The sequence below is a fragment of the Paenibacillus sp. 2KB_20 genome, assembly GCF_052115765.1.
Taxonomy (GTDB): domain Bacteria; phylum Bacillota; class Bacilli; order Paenibacillales; family Paenibacillaceae; genus Paenibacillus_AQ.
The window spans coordinates 170,974-185,094 of record NZ_JBFRHH010000001.1 but is presented as its reverse complement, the minus strand read 5'-3'; the positions used below and the strand labels follow the sequence as shown (position 1 = coordinate 185,094).

The following is a 14,121-nucleotide window of genomic DNA, read 5'->3' as shown; positions in this document are numbered from 1 at the left end:
ATGGAATATGAAAGAGAAGAGCAAAGGGCTCCTCTGGGGAGTATTGATCGGCAGTGTTGCAGGTTCTGTTACCGCACTTCTTCTGGCTCCAAAATCCGGCAAAGAGCTTCGGAATGACATTGCCGACGGCGCCCGCGGCATCGGCACCAAGGTGCAGGAGGCAGCAGAGAAGGTAGGAGAGCAGGGCGTTAACCTGATCGGCATTATGACGGATCGGGCAGAGAATGTGATCTCCGACATTCAGTCCTGGCGCAACCGGCAAGAAAGTTGGATGGCGGATAAGGAAATTGCACAGGTCTCCGCGTTTGACGAGGATTTTGAAGAAGAGGTTTATGTGTCCACTGCTGCCGAAGTGAAGGTCAACGATTAATCCGGGATCAGATGACCGCTTCAGCACTCATTTACAAGGATAAGGATCATATCAAAATACATGAAGGCCGGGGCGGCAAAGAGCCCCGGCTTTGTTGTGTATAAACAATTCGAAATAAAGCCCCGATTACTGCCCTTTGCTCCTGTAATGGAAATTCGGCGAACGGATGTCGTTATGATAAGAGGTGTGGAAAATATGGGTTGTAGCCGGCGAGACCGGAGGAATCAACCAACTCCAATCCCCTGTGAGCTCCCGCCCGGCTTGCTGTTCGCGCTGTTCAAACAAACCGAATTGGGCTGCTGCCGAATGATGGTCCACAATGCTGACGCCCGCTTTTTTGTAGGAATAGAGCACGGCAGCATTGAGTTCAACCAATGCGCGATCCCTCCATAAGGTAGTTTCGCTGGAAGTATCCTGCCCCATCAGCTTGGCAATAAGCGGAAGCTTGTTGTAGCGCCCTTCATCCGCAAGGTTACGGGCTCCGATTTCGGTTCCCATATACCAGCCGTTGAACGGTGCTGCCGTATACATAATGCCGCCGATTTCAAGCAGCATGTCTGAGATGAGAGGCACCCCGTACCATTTTATACCTTCCGCTTTAAGAACAGGAAGTTCGGGATGCTCCAAAGGGACTTCCAGCACGTAGGATTTCGGTATCGCGAGCCACTCCGGCGGCTCATTCCCCTGCTGCACAACCAGCGGCAGCACATCATAGTCGGTCAAGTCTCCCTGCCACCCCAGCTCCATGCATTCCTTCGTGAAGGATAGGGAAGCCGAATCGCCAATCGTCCCGTCCGCCGTTTCGTAACCGGCATACCGAATCAACTGGTGGTTTTTGATAATAAGCGGGGCCTCCCCTGGACGTGCAGCCTTGAAAATCGTAATCGTAGGCATGATTTTCCCGCCATTGGTGGCACTCTCGATATGGTGAAGGAGTGCCGAGAAAATGTCAGAGGTCTCCGTTAAGTGCCTGGCATCGAATACCTTGAGACGATCCCAAAACAGTCTGCCGATACAGCGGTTGCTGTTTCGCCAAGCCATCTTGGCCCCATGCGTCAGTTCCTCAAGTGTATGCTCATATGTACCTGTCAGCTCGATCTGTGAGCGGATGTTCATGAGCCGGTCCTCGGCTTCTTCCGGGCTGCGGTTTAATTCTGCATAACAAAGCTCGATAAACGGCTTCGCAGCTTCCATAAGGTCGGTATGATGTATGTTGTCATTCACGTAGAATTCTCCTTTACTATACGCGCGCTTATTATAGTATAAACTACCTAAGGTCAGCGACCGGCGCAAGAGTCCTACAATTACTTGAACAATTAACCAACGGTCTTTTGGGAGCGGCGCCCTTGTTGAAGATAGGGGGGAATTGGGGTAAGATTTAAGGTACATTTCGATCCGAAATGACATATGGTATCACTGTAAACCATGAATTTGACAAGAAGGAAGCGGTGGGTTCGTGCAGCAAGCAATCGCAATACTAGACTCGGGTGTCGGCGGGCTGACTGTCGCTAAAGAAGTGATGAGACAGCTCCCGAGAGAGAAAATTATTTATTTCGGAGATACAGCCCGCGCACCCTACGGACCCCGTACGCCGGAAGAAGTCCGTTTATTTACGGAGCAAATTGTAGATTATTTAATTCAGTATGATCCTAAAATGATTGTGATCGCCTGTAATACGGCTACGGCGGCGGCGCTTGATTATATTTCGTCCAAAGTGCCTGTACCGGTCATCGGTGTCATTCACCCAGGGGCGCGTGCCGCCATAAGCGCAACAAAGACCGGTAACGTCGGCGTGATCGGTACTGTCGGAACCATTGGCAGCGGAGCATATACAGCGGCTCTGAAACAGCTCTCGCCTTACGTCGAGGTGGAAAGTCAAGCCTGTCCCGAACTGGTACCGCTCGTCGAACACGGATTGTTCCGATCCAAGGATGCCTTGCAGGTGGTGCAAGAATCTTTGAGAGGCATCAAGGATACCTCCATTGATTGCCTGATCCTGGGCTGTACTCACTATCCGTTCCTGATGAATACGATCCAGAAGGTTATGGGGCCGTCCGTGAGATTGATCAGCTCCGCCGATGAGACGGCTCGCGAGGTCAGCACGATTCTGTACGATAAAGGCCAGCTCGCGAGCAGCATGGAGAGCCCGGTGCATCAATTTTTCTGTACAGGAGATCCGGTCATTTTTCAGAGCATTGCGACCGAATGGCTCGGAGAGTATATCAAGCGGACGCCTGTAGTCTGGCAAATTACGAAGCTATAATTCACATTCATACCTTAGAGCTTATCAAGAATGAATAAGAGCAAGCAAGCGCAGGCAGGACAAGGGATTACACCTTGCCTGCCTTTATTATTTCTCGTGCCAGGGTTCGAAAAGGATGGGGATATCCGCTCCTTTTTCGATCTTTTGTATCATACATGTTGGACAACCGGCTGCTCATATACATGGAATGGACGCTAATTGAAGCGGCTTTGCCGCGGAAAGGAATCCATTATGCAGCAATATGTCGTACAGAAGGGCGACACGCTAAGACGCGTGGCTGCCAGATATAGTCTGGCGTATGAACAGCTGATTACGGCGAATCCATGGGCGGCGCAGCAGCCGTATCTCCAGCAGGGGCAAATGCTCTATCTTCCTGCATCGTTGCGCCGAAGGTATGTCATTCAGGAACATGATACCTTTGATAGTATTGCCAGTACGTTCCGGTTTCGGAAGGAAGCCTTGGAAGAACTGAATCCCGGATTATCAGCTCATCATCTGCCACAGGGAAAAACGATCGTTCTGCCGGGTACCACGCATAGGAGCATGATACGATTAACCGGCGAATACGGACCGGGGGATCTGGAACGTGATATACAAGAGATGCAGCTTCGCTACCCTGTTATGGAGTGGCGTGTCATCGGCCGAAGTGTGCTCGGCAAACCCATTTATGCGGCCAAAATCGGCAAAGGCCCGAAGAACCTTCACATAAACGCTGGGCTGCATGCCAATGAATGGATCACAACCCCTTGTCTGATGCGATTCATGGAGGAATATAGCAAGGCTTTATCGCAAGAGTCACCGGTTTATTTTCAGGATCCGAATGCGTGGTACCGGAACTATACGTTATGGATCGTGCCGATGGCGAACCCGGATGGGGTAGAGCTTGTCCAAGAAGGCGTTACCCCTTCTCATCCATATTATGAGCGTCTGCTCGAATGGAATGGCGGGCGCGAGGACTTTCGCCGCTGGAAGGCTAATATTAACGGCGTGGATTTGGGGGATCAATTCCCTGCGCATTGGAATGAAGAAGTCGCGCGGAGGGGCAAGATCCATCCGTCGCCGCAGGATTATGCGGGGACAAAGCCGCTAAGTGAGCCAGAAGCCGAGGCCGTCTATCAGCATACGTTATCGATATCTCCGGAACGGGCCATTTCCCTGCACAGCCAAGGCAGGGAAATCTATTGGAATTATAGGGACTACGAACCTCCGGAGAGTGAGGACATGGCCCGAAGATTAGGTCAGGCCGGCGGTTACAGGCCGGTGAAGCTGCAGGGCAGCGATGCAGGATACAAGGATTGGTTCATTCAGCATTACCGGAGGCCGGGGTTTACCGTGGAGATTGGTTATGGGATGAATCCGCTGCCGCTTGAGGATTTCGAGGATCTGTGCGTCGAGGTGGGTTCTATTCTAGCTGCGTTTATGTCTTTGGAATAAGATCGTTTGAAACGAATAGGTCTATTTAACGTATAAAATATAGAAGAATACGGCCGCTGCTTTAATGGATCACAAGGCAGTGGCCTCTTTTCGCGCTTTTATTGCTGCAGCCACCGGAATACCGTGTTTCCGGGATTTCTTAGAGATTTGCTAATTGGGTAATGATATAGACATGCTGCCTGGAATGGAGGGAACATTATGAAGTGGAGAAGATTATGGTCGCTTCGGCGCTGGTCGCATGTATTCCAGCGGATATTCGGGTATTTAGCCTCTTCCCGGGTTGCACTCGGGGACAAGCTTTTATTTCTGGTCCCCGTTGTGCTGTACTGGGTGCTACCGGACTTTATGCCTTTGCTGCCGATCGATGACATCGGAGTCACGATGCTGCTGATGAACTGGTTCGTATCCCGTGTCGAACGGAAATATCCAGGTCTGATCGGTGAGGACCAGGGCCCCGCCAAGCGCGTACGGTAAATGAGCTTCGGGCGGTAACAATACGGATCGGACCCTTGCGAAAAAGTTGGCAGGGGTCTACAATAACATATTGAATGAAACATCCGTGAGGAGATGAATATACGTGAAATGTAAAATTACCCGTAATGCCGCCAAGGTGTTAAAGCGAGAGCTGGAAAAGGAAGAGAACAAGGATAAGAAACTCCGCGTGCTGGTTACCCATGCGCATGGCGATCATGCCCACTACGGCCTGGATCTGGACACGCCTAAGGAAAATGATGTCATCGTATCCACAGATAAAGAGATCGACGTCATTTTGGAGGCAGGACAACCTTTCCTGGACGGCGTCAAAATCGACTATCTTTATTTTCCTGAGGAAGGCTTTGTAATTACGAATCCGTCCCAGGGCAATCACGGCGACCACTAGGTTACTTCAGAATAAAGAAGGTAATGAACAATGGCTAATGATATTCGAGTCTGCGAGAAGTGCAGACATACGAAGTTGAAGACAATGATCCCGAAAATTAAGAAAATGGTACCGGATGCTGACATTAAGATCGGCTGTAAATCCTATTGCGGTCCTTGCGGCAAACGAGCATTTATGTATATCAATGGCCGTTATGTCAGCGCGCCTACAGAGGATGAAGTGCTGGCAAAGGCGCTGCCTTTTGTGAAATAACAAACAAACAGGCTGTTTAACACATCTGCATTGAAGTTAAAGTGGAATTCCCATTCTACGGGTATAGTTCCTGGCTCAGCCATCCATGCTAAGAGGGCAACGGGAACAACAACTTTAGAAGGGAGCATCCGTCATGAACAGTCACGATTCCAGTCTACACTCCAACAGTCCCAGCAACAGCGCGCTAGATTCCGTGGAGAAGCTGCACCGTGCAGTATCCTCGGCAATGTCCCATCCGACGGAACAGCTGATTCAGCAAGCGGAGAATTCGTTATCCCATACGGAGCAAGCGGTTTCCCAGGTAATTGAGCAGGGAAATCGAAACGCGGTGGAATTGGCGGAAGAGTTGTTAGGCGATGAGAAGGAACGTCTGTCCAAGCTTCGTTCAGCTAAAAAGTAGTTTATGATCCTGTGCAGTCCGTTCAATAGCTTTCGAGCTAATGAACGGGCTTTTTTTACGAATTTGTATACGTATTTGAATTATATACTTGATTCCGATCTCCTTCCGCTGGAGTCCATCCGATGATTTGGGGATTGGCGGGAACTTTGTTCATCCTGCTCGCTATTCTGATATGGTTGCTGCTAAGAATGAAGAAACGCAACTTGAAGTTATATCTCACGCTTCCGCTGAGTTTGGTTCTATTTGCGATGTCAGCTGGCATCATTCCGCTCTTCACGCGTCTGACAAGCTCCCCTTGGAATTCCATACGACTCTTTGCACCTGACATTGCCTATATGACACTCGGGATTGTAGCTATCCTGGCATGGATGGGGCTTGTGCTGATGTACGGAACGCTTGTCAATCGGAGAAAACATCTTGAGTCGGTTACCCGCCGGGCTTGATATAAGAAATGTTACCAGTAAAAAGATGATTCTTCATAAATGCAGCTAGGCGTGCCTCTTCGGACACGCCTAGCTCAAAAAACCAACCAGGCTGATGGATATGATCAGCCTGGTTGGTTTGGTTTAAAGCAGCCCCAGTCAACAGCGATCAGAGGCTGAATAAAATTTGGAATTTGTTAATGTTAGGCCCGGTTATCGGGCATTCGCTTCGCCCTGTGATTTAAATAACTTCAGCAGGTCATACGTGATCACTTGATCGGAAATACGCAGCTGCTCCTGTGTCTTATCATAACCTTCACGGCAGGCCTGAATATCGGTCGGCTGACGCGTCGCAAGATCGTAGCAGGTTCCCCCTTCAAGTCCGGCCGTTTCGGTGGGCAGGTAGAACACTTTCTCATCGGAGAATGCGCCGCTGCGCAGCGGAATTAGACGCGGCTTGTTATCGAACAGATGGCTTCCGATCCAGTAATACGGTTCTTTTGGCACGCCGAGAAGATGAAGAATACTTGGTGTCACGTTCATCATGCCAGCGGCTTCCGGATATACTCCGGCTTGCTTCCCATCAGGCAGGCGGATGAGCAGGGGAACCTGATTCATGATTTGCTCCATGTCGAGTGCATTCAGTTCTCGTCCCAGGAATTTCTCATAGTCCGCTTTTTCTTTGATCGAATTGTCGTGATCCCCATAGATGATCAATATGGTGTTATCCCACAGTCCTTGCTGTTTCATCTGCTCGACAAACTGGCCGAATGCTTCGTCAACATAGTGGATCGACTGCAAATAGTTCCCGAATATTGAGCCTTCAAAAGCCCCTGTATCCAGCTTCACCCCATCCTTGGGGACATAATACGGATGATGGCTCGTTAACGTAATCAGGAAGGAATAGAAGGGCTCTTTGATGCCTTTCATCGCATCCAGCGATTGCGCGAAGAACGCTTTGTCGCTCAATGACCATCCCTGCACATCGTTCATTTCAAAATCTTTCTTGCTGTAAAACCGGTCGTAATTCATTTCTCGGTACATTGTGGTACGGTTCCAGAAGCTGCTGTCATAGGCATGGAACACGTTTGCGCCATAGCCCTGTTCTTTCAGAATCTCCGGAAGGGTATCGTACTCGCGATCAGCATATCGCGTAAATACGGAACCTGTAGGCAGCGGAAGCAAGGAGCTGTGCGTGACAAAGTCCGCGTCGGACGTTCGCCCTTGACCGGTTTGATGATAAAAATTGCTGAAATACATACTGTCCTTCATCAAACGGTTGAAGTTAGGGGTGATTTCCTGCCCCCCGATCGACTGGCCGATGACAAAATTCATGAAGGCCTCCGTCTGAATCATGATGACATTGCTGCCTTTATACTTGCCGAACAAGGCGTTCGTATCGGACGGCTTCATACGTTTAGCATCAAACCATGCCTTGATCTGATTGATTTCCTCTTCCGGAAGCTTGGGCTGCCCCACGAGATGATCTCGTCCATAACGGTAGATATCATAACCGTGAAAGCCGATCAGTCCCGTCACATTATACAGCGTAATATTCCACCAATTGCCTTCAAAGAGGCCAACGGCCCATGTATTGGACGCTTTCTTGATCGGAATGAAAGTCATGACCATGCCGAGGATGAACACAAGTGTGCCTGTTACCAAACGGCGAATGATCCGGTTCCGCCGATGCTGGCGATATTCACCCGGGAGTGCGTAGGTTCCAAAGGTGGATCTCCGTTTGCTGAACACCATCACGGCAGTAAATGGGACGATCATAAGCCAATCGATAAAAAAGAACAGATCGGACGCATGAATCAGGGAACGAATGCTATCCCCGAGGGAACCGACTTGTCCGGCCTGCATAAGTACCGGCACTGTAATGAAATCATCGAAGTAGCGATAATAGATCAAATCGGCGTACAGAATCCCCGTCCAGAAGAGATTTAATAAAGTTAAGGCCGCAAGCCGGCCTCTTGCCGGAAGCCACAAGGTCCAGAAGGAGATCAGCAGGAGCGAGCCAACAGCGATCACATAGTCTGCCTGATCCAGCTTCATGTTGGTAATATGGAGATGGTGATCAAGCATGATCAGCTTGTACATCATGAGGATAAGGAATAATAAATATGCGGTGTATCGGTAATGCAGCCCTTTGGAGACCCGGCTTCGGATATCGCTCCGTGATGGGGATGAGAGCACGTGGGTATCCTCCTTTTTTCAAAAACATCTTTTTATTATAGCTTGGCCTGGATGACCGAGCAAAAAAGCCGCCCAAGGGCGGCGATTGCAGGAAGCGTCATTTCGTTATTCCGCCGATTTGTTACGCGGCGGCAAGGGGCCCAGGTATTGATAATACTGGCATTCGATCCGGCCATTGAACAGCTTGCGGCGCTTGTCCGCCTTGCGGCCGAAGTAATGCTCGAATTGCTTGGTCGGGCTAAGTGCGAAGAAGGACCAGGTCGGGAGTGAATGCGTTACGGATCCGAGCTGGCGGATGAGACGTTCAACCTCCTCTTTCTCGCTTAACCGCTCGCCATAGGGTGGATTGGTGATAAAACAACCATATTCACCTTCAGGTATGGCTTTGGCCGCTGGAAGGACCCTGAAGTCGATTTCGCCGGCAAGTCCCGCACTTTTGGCGGCAGCTTTGGCTACTTCGATCGCTTTCGGGTCGATATCGCTTCCGGCGATATGCAGCGGAATATCGTCCTTCACAGCGTCAAAAGCCTCCTCGCGTGCATCTTCCCAGAGGTTGTCTCCGATGATATCCCAATGCTCGGACGGAAACGAGCGGCGCAGGCCGGGCGCAATATTCCAGGCCATCATCGCGGCTTCGATCAGAATGGTGCCTGAACCGCAGCACGGGTCATACAACGGACGATGTGGGCCCCAGCGGCTTAATTGCAGCAGAGCGGAAGCCATGGTTTCCTTCAGCGGAGCTTCCGTAACCAGCTTGCGGTAGCCACGTTTATGAAGGGCTGGCCCTGTAGTATCAAGGGTCAGTATGGCTCGATCCTTCAAGAGAGAAACCTCGACTACATAACGTGGGCCATCCTCGGGGAACCATTCCGTACGGTGCGAGAGCTTAAGCTTCTCCACGATTGCTTTTTTCACGATGCCCTGACAGGCAGGAACGCTGCTAAGCTGCGATTTATGGGAGCGTCCTTCAACAGGAAATTCGCCATCCGCTGGAATCCACTCTTCCCATGGAAGAGCTTTGGTTCCTTCAAAGAGTTCGTCGAAGGTAAAGGCTTTAAACTCACCCATCTTGACGAGAATACGGTCCGACGTCCGGAGCCACAGATTGCAGCGGCAAATATCAATCAGGTCACCTGAAAAGGTAACTCTACCATTCTCTACTTCCATGTCGGTGTACCCGAGCTCTTTCAACTCGCGGGCAACGACGGCTTCCAGCCCCATCGGGGCCGTCGCGATCAATTGTAATCGAGGCATTAACGATGTCAACTCCATTTAACATGTGTACGGCGATAGTCGCCGCCGGTTCAATCTATATAGTATAGGCGATTGCATTGACTAAGACAATTATCATATGATAGTTCTCGTTAGGTTTAACGGGAAACAACGCATCTTATGAAGACAAAGGAGGCGGCTTCATTGCTTACGACCCCTGATGATTATGTTAACCAATTATACCCTGAAGATGAAGAGCTTCAGTTCGTGATAGAGGCCATCCGCGAGCATGGGATGCCGGAGGTTTCGGTGGCACCGGCATATGGCCGACTGCTGACCATGCTGGTACAGACGGCCGGCGCTAGAAATATTCTCGAAATCGGTGCCCTTGGCGGTTATAGCGGCATCTGTCTGTGCCGAGGGCTTCCTGCGGACGGCAAACTCACCTCACTCGAGCTGAAGGAAGAATATGCGCAACTTGCAGGCAGGCATCTGGAGAAGGCTGGATTCAAGGATCAGGTGGAGTACCGCATCGGTCCGGCGGCGGATAGTCTGGAAGCTTTGAAGCAGGAAGGGCGGACATTCGATTTTTTCTTTATTGATGCGGATAAGGAGAACTATCCTCTATACTTGGACAATGCCTTGGAGCTTGCGAATCCGGGTGCGCTTATAGCTGGGGATAACTGCTTTTTGCGCGGCAGAACACTGAACTCGGAGAAGAACGGTCCTTCGGTTCAAGCGGTACGCCGGTTTAATGAAGTCATCGCGACGGACAAGAGGCTGGTTAGCACGCTGCTGCCAGCTTATGACGGGCTGATCCTTGCACGAGTTAAAGGATGAAACAATCAATAGCGAGATGTGCTGGACGATCAGATAACCATTGGAAGGAGTGCATCGGGTCATTTTGTAGCTTGCCGCCTGGTATAATCCGGCGCATGGCCCATGGATGTAGGTGATTTGACGGGTACATGAATATAACAAAGGGCTGTCCACGGGTCGATGTAGACCACGGGACAGCCCTTTGTTGTTTGGTTTGGGAGACTCGCTCCATCTAGATGACAGACCCAGGGGGATCAACGATATTTGGGCGAAGGCTTTTGCGAGAACAGCTTTCGTCTCACCCACATCATATTGATGATCAACAGGCAGCCGGAAGTAATAAACAATCCTTCGATTCCGATGAAACCGGATAAGAATCCGCCGATCACCGCGCCCAGCATGTTGCCAAGCGCAAGCGAGCTTGTATTGAAACCAAAGGAGCGGCTTTCCATGCCGTCCGGCGTGTAAGAGCGAATCAGCGCGTTGACACTCGGCAGCAGCCCGCCCATGAAGACGCCCATCATGAACCGCACAATAATCAACTGCCACACCGATTGAACGAAGGCTTGCGGGATCAGCGTAAGTCCCGTACCGATCAAGGCGTAGGTCAAGATGCGGTGCGCACCGACCTTGTCGCTGAGCTTGCCGAGAATCGGGGAGGCGATCATGTTTGACAGCCCCGTTACGGCTACAACGAACCCGGCCCATATCGCAATATCCACCGCGGTTCCATGCAGTTTCTGAACGTACAGCGGGAGCAGTGCCATGGGACTAATCATGGCGAATTGCAGCAGGAACGTGACGGCGAATAACGCCGGCAGCTGCGGAATGTGGCTCAGCTCTTTAAGCCCGGCAATAACCGAGGGCTGCGGCGCCTTGGCTGCCTGCTCGCGGTTGAAGTTTTCTTTAACCAGGAACAAGGCAAGCATCGAAGCGGCAAAGATCAGTCCGCCGGTGATATAGAAGATTGGCCGGAATCCGACCCAACTGGCCATGAGTCCGCCGATCAACGGACCGAGAATGGTGCCTGCAACTTGTCCGGACTGCATGATGCCCATCGCAAATCCCATTCGATTCTTTGGCGTCGTGCTTGATACGAGCGATATCGCCGCAGGATTAAATCCCGATATGGTACCGTTCAGCAAACGCAGAACCAGCAGATGCCATGGATGGGTAGCAAAGCCCATGCAGGCAATGACCAGCGCCATGCCGAAGCCGGAGCGCAGCAGCATGATTTTGCGTCCGTATTTATCTGCGACTTTCCCCCAGATCGGTTGAAAAATGAATGATGTCAGGAAGTTGGCGGCGAATATCAATCCTGCCCATAGTCCTATTTCCCGGTCTCCAACAACATTCAGGTCTTGCGCCAGATATAATGTCAGAAACGGGGTGATCATGGTCATCCCGGAGTTGACCAAAAACTGTCCGAACCAAAGCACAATGAGATTGATTTTCCAATTGGTCAATGTGCCCTTCACTTCCTTTCTAAGCTGTCGAGCCCGGAATAACCGGACGAATTGTGGGACTACCCTAAAAATGCCGTTCTTTCAGTATAACATATTTAAAAAGTGCCAAAAGCTAACAATGTCATAAGATTGTCATGTGATTTTCATAGGTTGTCCATGTAAGACGGTTGTTACTTACTTTTAAAAAGGGCATAATGAAATTTAGGAAACTTTATACACATTGATGGGGGCCTAATCATGACCTATAACGATCAATTCATTCGCGCTTGCCGTAAGCAGGAAGTGAATCATGTTCCTGTATGGTACATGCGTCAAGCGGGACGCTACGACCCGGAGTATCGAAAGATTAAAGAAAAGTACTCCTTACTGGAAATATGCAGTCAACCGGAGCTGGCGGCAGAGGTAACCTTGATGCCCGTACGGAAGCTTGGTGTAGACGCGGCTATTTTATATTCCGATATTATGAATCCCGTTGCCTCAATCGGGGTAGACTTCGATATCGTGAAAAATATCGGCCCGGTGATTGATAATCCGATCCGATCTGCGGCGGATGTAGAGAAACTACGCCCGATTGATGTCGAGGGGGATCTTGGACATGTCCTGGAGACGATCCGTATCCTGGATAAGGAGCTGGAAGTGCCGCTAATCACGTTTGCCGGTGCTCCGTTCACGATTGCCAGCTATCTGATCGAAGGCAGACCATCCAAAAATTATCTTCGCACGAAAGAGCTCATGTACAGTGAGCCGAAGGTATGGTTCTCGCTGATGGACAAACTTGGGGATATGGTGATCGCTTATTTGCGTGCCCACGTCGCTAACGGCGGGAAAGCGTTTCAATTGTTCGACAGCTGGGTGGGGGCATTGTCTCCACAGGATTTCCAAACGTTTGTCCTACCAACGATTACGCGTATTTTTGCGGAGCTTCAGGACCTGAGTGTTCCGAAAATTTATTTTCCAGGCGTGAGCTCGGGTGAGCTGCTCCCTACGCTTACGCATCTCAGCACGGATGTCATCGGTCTCGACTGGCGAGTGTCCATTGCAGAAGGACGCAGCCGTTTAGAGCATAAGTATGCTGTTCAGGGCAATCTGGACCCGACCGTTCTGACCGGACCGATGCCGGTCATCCAGCAGTATGCGAAGGAGATTATCGATCAAGGGATTCAGGAGCCCGGCTTTGTGTTTAATCTAGGACACGGTTTATTCCCGGAGGCTTCGCTAGAGAAACTGCGTGAGTTGACATCGTATATTCACGAATACTCCGCTCAGGCACTGCACGCAGGTGCACAACGCTCTTAAATGTTGAATATTTTATTAGTCAGAGGTGAGTTGGTATGAAGAACAAGATTGGCGTGTTGGTTATGTCCTACGGTACTCCGGAGAACATGGAAGGAATCGAGAGTTATTATACCCACATCCGTCGCGGGAACAAGCCGTCGGAGGAGCAGCTCAAGGAGCTTACTGACCGCTATGAGGCGATTGTTGGGGGGGTCTTTCCACTCCGGGAGAATACGGACCGACAGGTACGCACGCTGGAGGATACATTAAATGCGGATCCTCGCGCGATCGATCTTGAGTTTGTATGCTATCAGGGACTAAAGCACGCAGCACCGTACATCGAAGATGGTGTTGAGCAAATGGTGCGGGACGGCATTAAGGAAGCCGTCGGCATCGTGCTGGCTCCTCATTACTCCACGATGAGCATCGGATCCTACGTGAAGCGCGCTCAAGCCAAAGCGGATGAGTTGGGACTTGAGATCTCGTTTGTGGAGAGCTATCACATGCATCCGAAACTGATCGAGGCCTTTGCCGATCGGGTGTCCGCCAAGCTGAACCAGTTCGAGGAAGCAGGGGCTGACCGCGACAGCGTGAGAGTGCTGTTCAGTGCTCACAGCCTCCCGGAACGCATTTTGTCCATCGGAGATCCCTATCAGGAGCAACTGCTTGAGACATCCAAAGCCGTAGCCGAACAGGCCGGCGTCAAGAAGTGGCAGTTCACATGGCAAAGTGCTGGTCGGACGGCGGAGCCTTGGCTCGGTCCTGACATTCTGGATACGCTGCAAACGTTGAATAAAGAAGAGCAGGTCGAGGATGTGCTGGTTGCGCCGGTCGGTTTCGTCTCGGATCATCTTGAGGTCCTGTACGATCTGGATATTGAAGCCAAAAGCATTGCCAAGGAAATGGATATGCGGCTTGAGCGCATCGACTCCTTGAACAGTGACCCGCTTTACATGGAAGCGCTCAGCGATTCCGTGATCACCTTGATAGGTCTGTAAATCCGTTATTACCGGAAATTCGAATAGAAGCTTAGATATGGAACTCCCCGGTGACGGGGGGTTCTATTCTTTATATGGAAGCTGGTATAATGGGGGAAGCGACTTATAACGCGAGCTCATAAGTGAATAAA

Annotated in this window: 15 protein-coding genes; 11 read left to right on the top strand and 4 right to left on the bottom strand. The window is 50.7% G+C overall.

The annotated features are described in order from the left end of the window. Positions 1–7 precede the first annotated feature (7 nt). Positions 8–370: a YtxH domain-containing protein gene (locus AB4124_RS00915; protein WP_430105628.1), complete on the top strand. Its 363-nt coding sequence runs from the start codon at positions 8–10 to the stop codon at positions 368–370. Between the two features lie 126 nt (positions 371–496). On the opposite strand, the gene AB4124_RS00910 is transcribed toward AB4124_RS00915, so the two are convergent. Beyond that, the gene (locus AB4124_RS00910) at positions 497–1,564 is read right to left on the bottom strand and encodes a nitric oxide synthase oxygenase (RefSeq protein ID WP_441971605.1); all 1,068 of its coding nucleotides are present in this window, start codon (positions 1,562–1,564) and stop codon (positions 497–499) included. A 262-nt stretch (positions 1,565–1,826) separates the two neighbouring features. Between AB4124_RS00910 and racE the strand changes: the two genes are divergently transcribed. The 7 genes from racE (at position 1,827) to AB4124_RS00875 (ending at position 6,042) form a co-directional block, all read left to right on the top strand. Then, on the top strand, positions 1,827–2,633 hold the full coding sequence (racE, locus tag AB4124_RS00905; RefSeq protein ID WP_441970627.1) for a glutamate racemase: 807 nt from the start codon (positions 1,827–1,829) through the stop codon (positions 2,631–2,633). Positions 2,634–2,864: 231 nt separating this feature from the next. Continuing rightward, positions 2,865–4,067 carry a M14 family metallopeptidase gene (locus AB4124_RS00900; protein WP_441970625.1) on the top strand — a complete coding sequence of 401 codons (1,203 nt, stop codon included), beginning with the start codon at positions 2,865–2,867 and terminating at the stop codon, positions 4,065–4,067. Positions 4,068–4,265: 198 nt separating this feature from the next. Beyond that, on the top strand, positions 4,266–4,541 hold the full coding sequence (locus tag AB4124_RS00895; protein ID WP_215158683.1) for a hypothetical protein: 276 nt from the start codon (positions 4,266–4,268) through the stop codon (positions 4,539–4,541). A 103-nt stretch (positions 4,542–4,644) separates the two neighbouring features. Further along, entirely contained in the window at positions 4,645–4,947 is a 303-nt protein-coding gene (locus tag AB4124_RS00890; protein ID WP_441970623.1) for a HesB/IscA family protein, read from the top strand. Between the two features lie 30 nt (positions 4,948–4,977). Then, on the top strand, positions 4,978–5,199 hold the full coding sequence (locus tag AB4124_RS00885; protein ID WP_076325704.1) for a DUF1450 domain-containing protein: 222 nt from the start codon (positions 4,978–4,980) through the stop codon (positions 5,197–5,199). Positions 5,200–5,332: 133 nt separating this feature from the next. Then, a complete protein-coding gene (locus AB4124_RS00880; protein ID WP_076325705.1) occupies positions 5,333–5,599 on the top strand; it encodes a hypothetical protein in 267 nt (88 codons plus the stop codon). Positions 5,600–5,721: 122 nt separating this feature from the next. Next, the gene (locus tag AB4124_RS00875; protein ID WP_441970621.1) at positions 5,722–6,042 is read left to right on the top strand and encodes a hypothetical protein; all 321 of its coding nucleotides are present in this window, start codon (positions 5,722–5,724) and stop codon (positions 6,040–6,042) included. A 192-nt stretch (positions 6,043–6,234) separates the two neighbouring features. On the opposite strand, the gene AB4124_RS00870 is transcribed toward AB4124_RS00875, so the two are convergent. Together AB4124_RS00870 and AB4124_RS00865 are read right to left on the bottom strand one after the other, a co-directional pair. After that, positions 6,235–8,220 (bottom strand): LTA synthase family protein, encoded by a 1,986-nt coding sequence (locus AB4124_RS00870; RefSeq protein ID WP_441970619.1) that lies wholly within the window; start codon positions 8,218–8,220, stop codon positions 6,235–6,237. A gap of 105 nt (positions 8,221–8,325) precedes the next feature. Beyond that, entirely contained in the window at positions 8,326–9,474 is a 1,149-nt protein-coding gene (locus tag AB4124_RS00865; protein WP_339291302.1) for a THUMP domain-containing class I SAM-dependent RNA methyltransferase, read from the bottom strand. 162 nt (positions 9,475–9,636) lie between these two features. On the opposite strand from AB4124_RS00865, the gene AB4124_RS00860 reads away from it, so the two are divergent. Beyond that, positions 9,637–10,272 carry an O-methyltransferase gene (locus AB4124_RS00860; protein ID WP_441970617.1) on the top strand — a complete coding sequence of 212 codons (636 nt, stop codon included), beginning with the start codon at positions 9,637–9,639 and terminating at the stop codon, positions 10,270–10,272. Positions 10,273–10,505: 233 nt separating this feature from the next. Here AB4124_RS00860 and AB4124_RS00855 read toward each other — a convergent pair whose 3' ends face one another. Continuing rightward, positions 10,506–11,717, bottom strand: coding sequence for an MFS transporter (locus AB4124_RS00855; RefSeq protein ID WP_076325712.1), 1,212 nt, complete (start codon positions 11,715–11,717; stop codon positions 10,506–10,508). A gap of 237 nt (positions 11,718–11,954) precedes the next feature. On the opposite strand from AB4124_RS00855, the gene hemE reads away from it, so the two are divergent. After that, positions 11,955–13,013, top strand: coding sequence for a uroporphyrinogen decarboxylase (gene hemE / locus AB4124_RS00850; RefSeq protein WP_339266847.1), 1,059 nt, complete (start codon positions 11,955–11,957; stop codon positions 13,011–13,013). 35 nt (positions 13,014–13,048) lie between these two features. Then, the gene (hemH, locus tag AB4124_RS00845; protein ID WP_215158667.1) at positions 13,049–13,990 is read left to right on the top strand and encodes a ferrochelatase; all 942 of its coding nucleotides are present in this window, start codon (positions 13,049–13,051) and stop codon (positions 13,988–13,990) included. The last annotated feature ends 131 nt before the right edge of the window (positions 13,991–14,121 follow it).

Bases quoted from the DNA above. Each gene is read 5' to 3' on its own strand.
- AB4124_RS00915 (WP_430105628.1), top strand. From the start codon at position 8: ATGAAAGAGAAGAGCAAAGGGCTCCTCTGGGGAGTATTGATCGGCAGT.
- AB4124_RS00910 (WP_441971605.1), bottom strand. From the start codon at position 1,564: ATGGAAGCTGCGAAGCCGTTTATCGAGCTTTGTTATGCAGAATTAAAC.
- AB4124_RS00900 (WP_441970625.1), top strand. From the start codon at position 2,865: ATGCAGCAATATGTCGTACAGAAGGGCGACACGCTAAGACGCGTGGCT.
- AB4124_RS00895 (WP_215158683.1), top strand. From the start codon at position 4,266: ATGAAGTGGAGAAGATTATGGTCGCTTCGGCGCTGGTCGCATGTATTC.
- AB4124_RS00885 (WP_076325704.1), top strand. From the start codon at position 4,978: ATGGCTAATGATATTCGAGTCTGCGAGAAGTGCAGACATACGAAGTTG.
- AB4124_RS00880 (WP_076325705.1), top strand. From the start codon at position 5,333: ATGAACAGTCACGATTCCAGTCTACACTCCAACAGTCCCAGCAACAGC.
- AB4124_RS00875 (WP_441970621.1), top strand. From the start codon at position 5,722: ATGATTTGGGGATTGGCGGGAACTTTGTTCATCCTGCTCGCTATTCTG.
- AB4124_RS00865 (WP_339291302.1), bottom strand. From the start codon at position 9,474: ATGCCTCGATTACAATTGATCGCGACGGCCCCGATGGGGCTGGAAGCC.
- hemE (WP_339266847.1), top strand. From the start codon at position 11,955: ATGACCTATAACGATCAATTCATTCGCGCTTGCCGTAAGCAGGAAGTG.
- hemH (WP_215158667.1), top strand. From the start codon at position 13,049: ATGAAGAACAAGATTGGCGTGTTGGTTATGTCCTACGGTACTCCGGAG.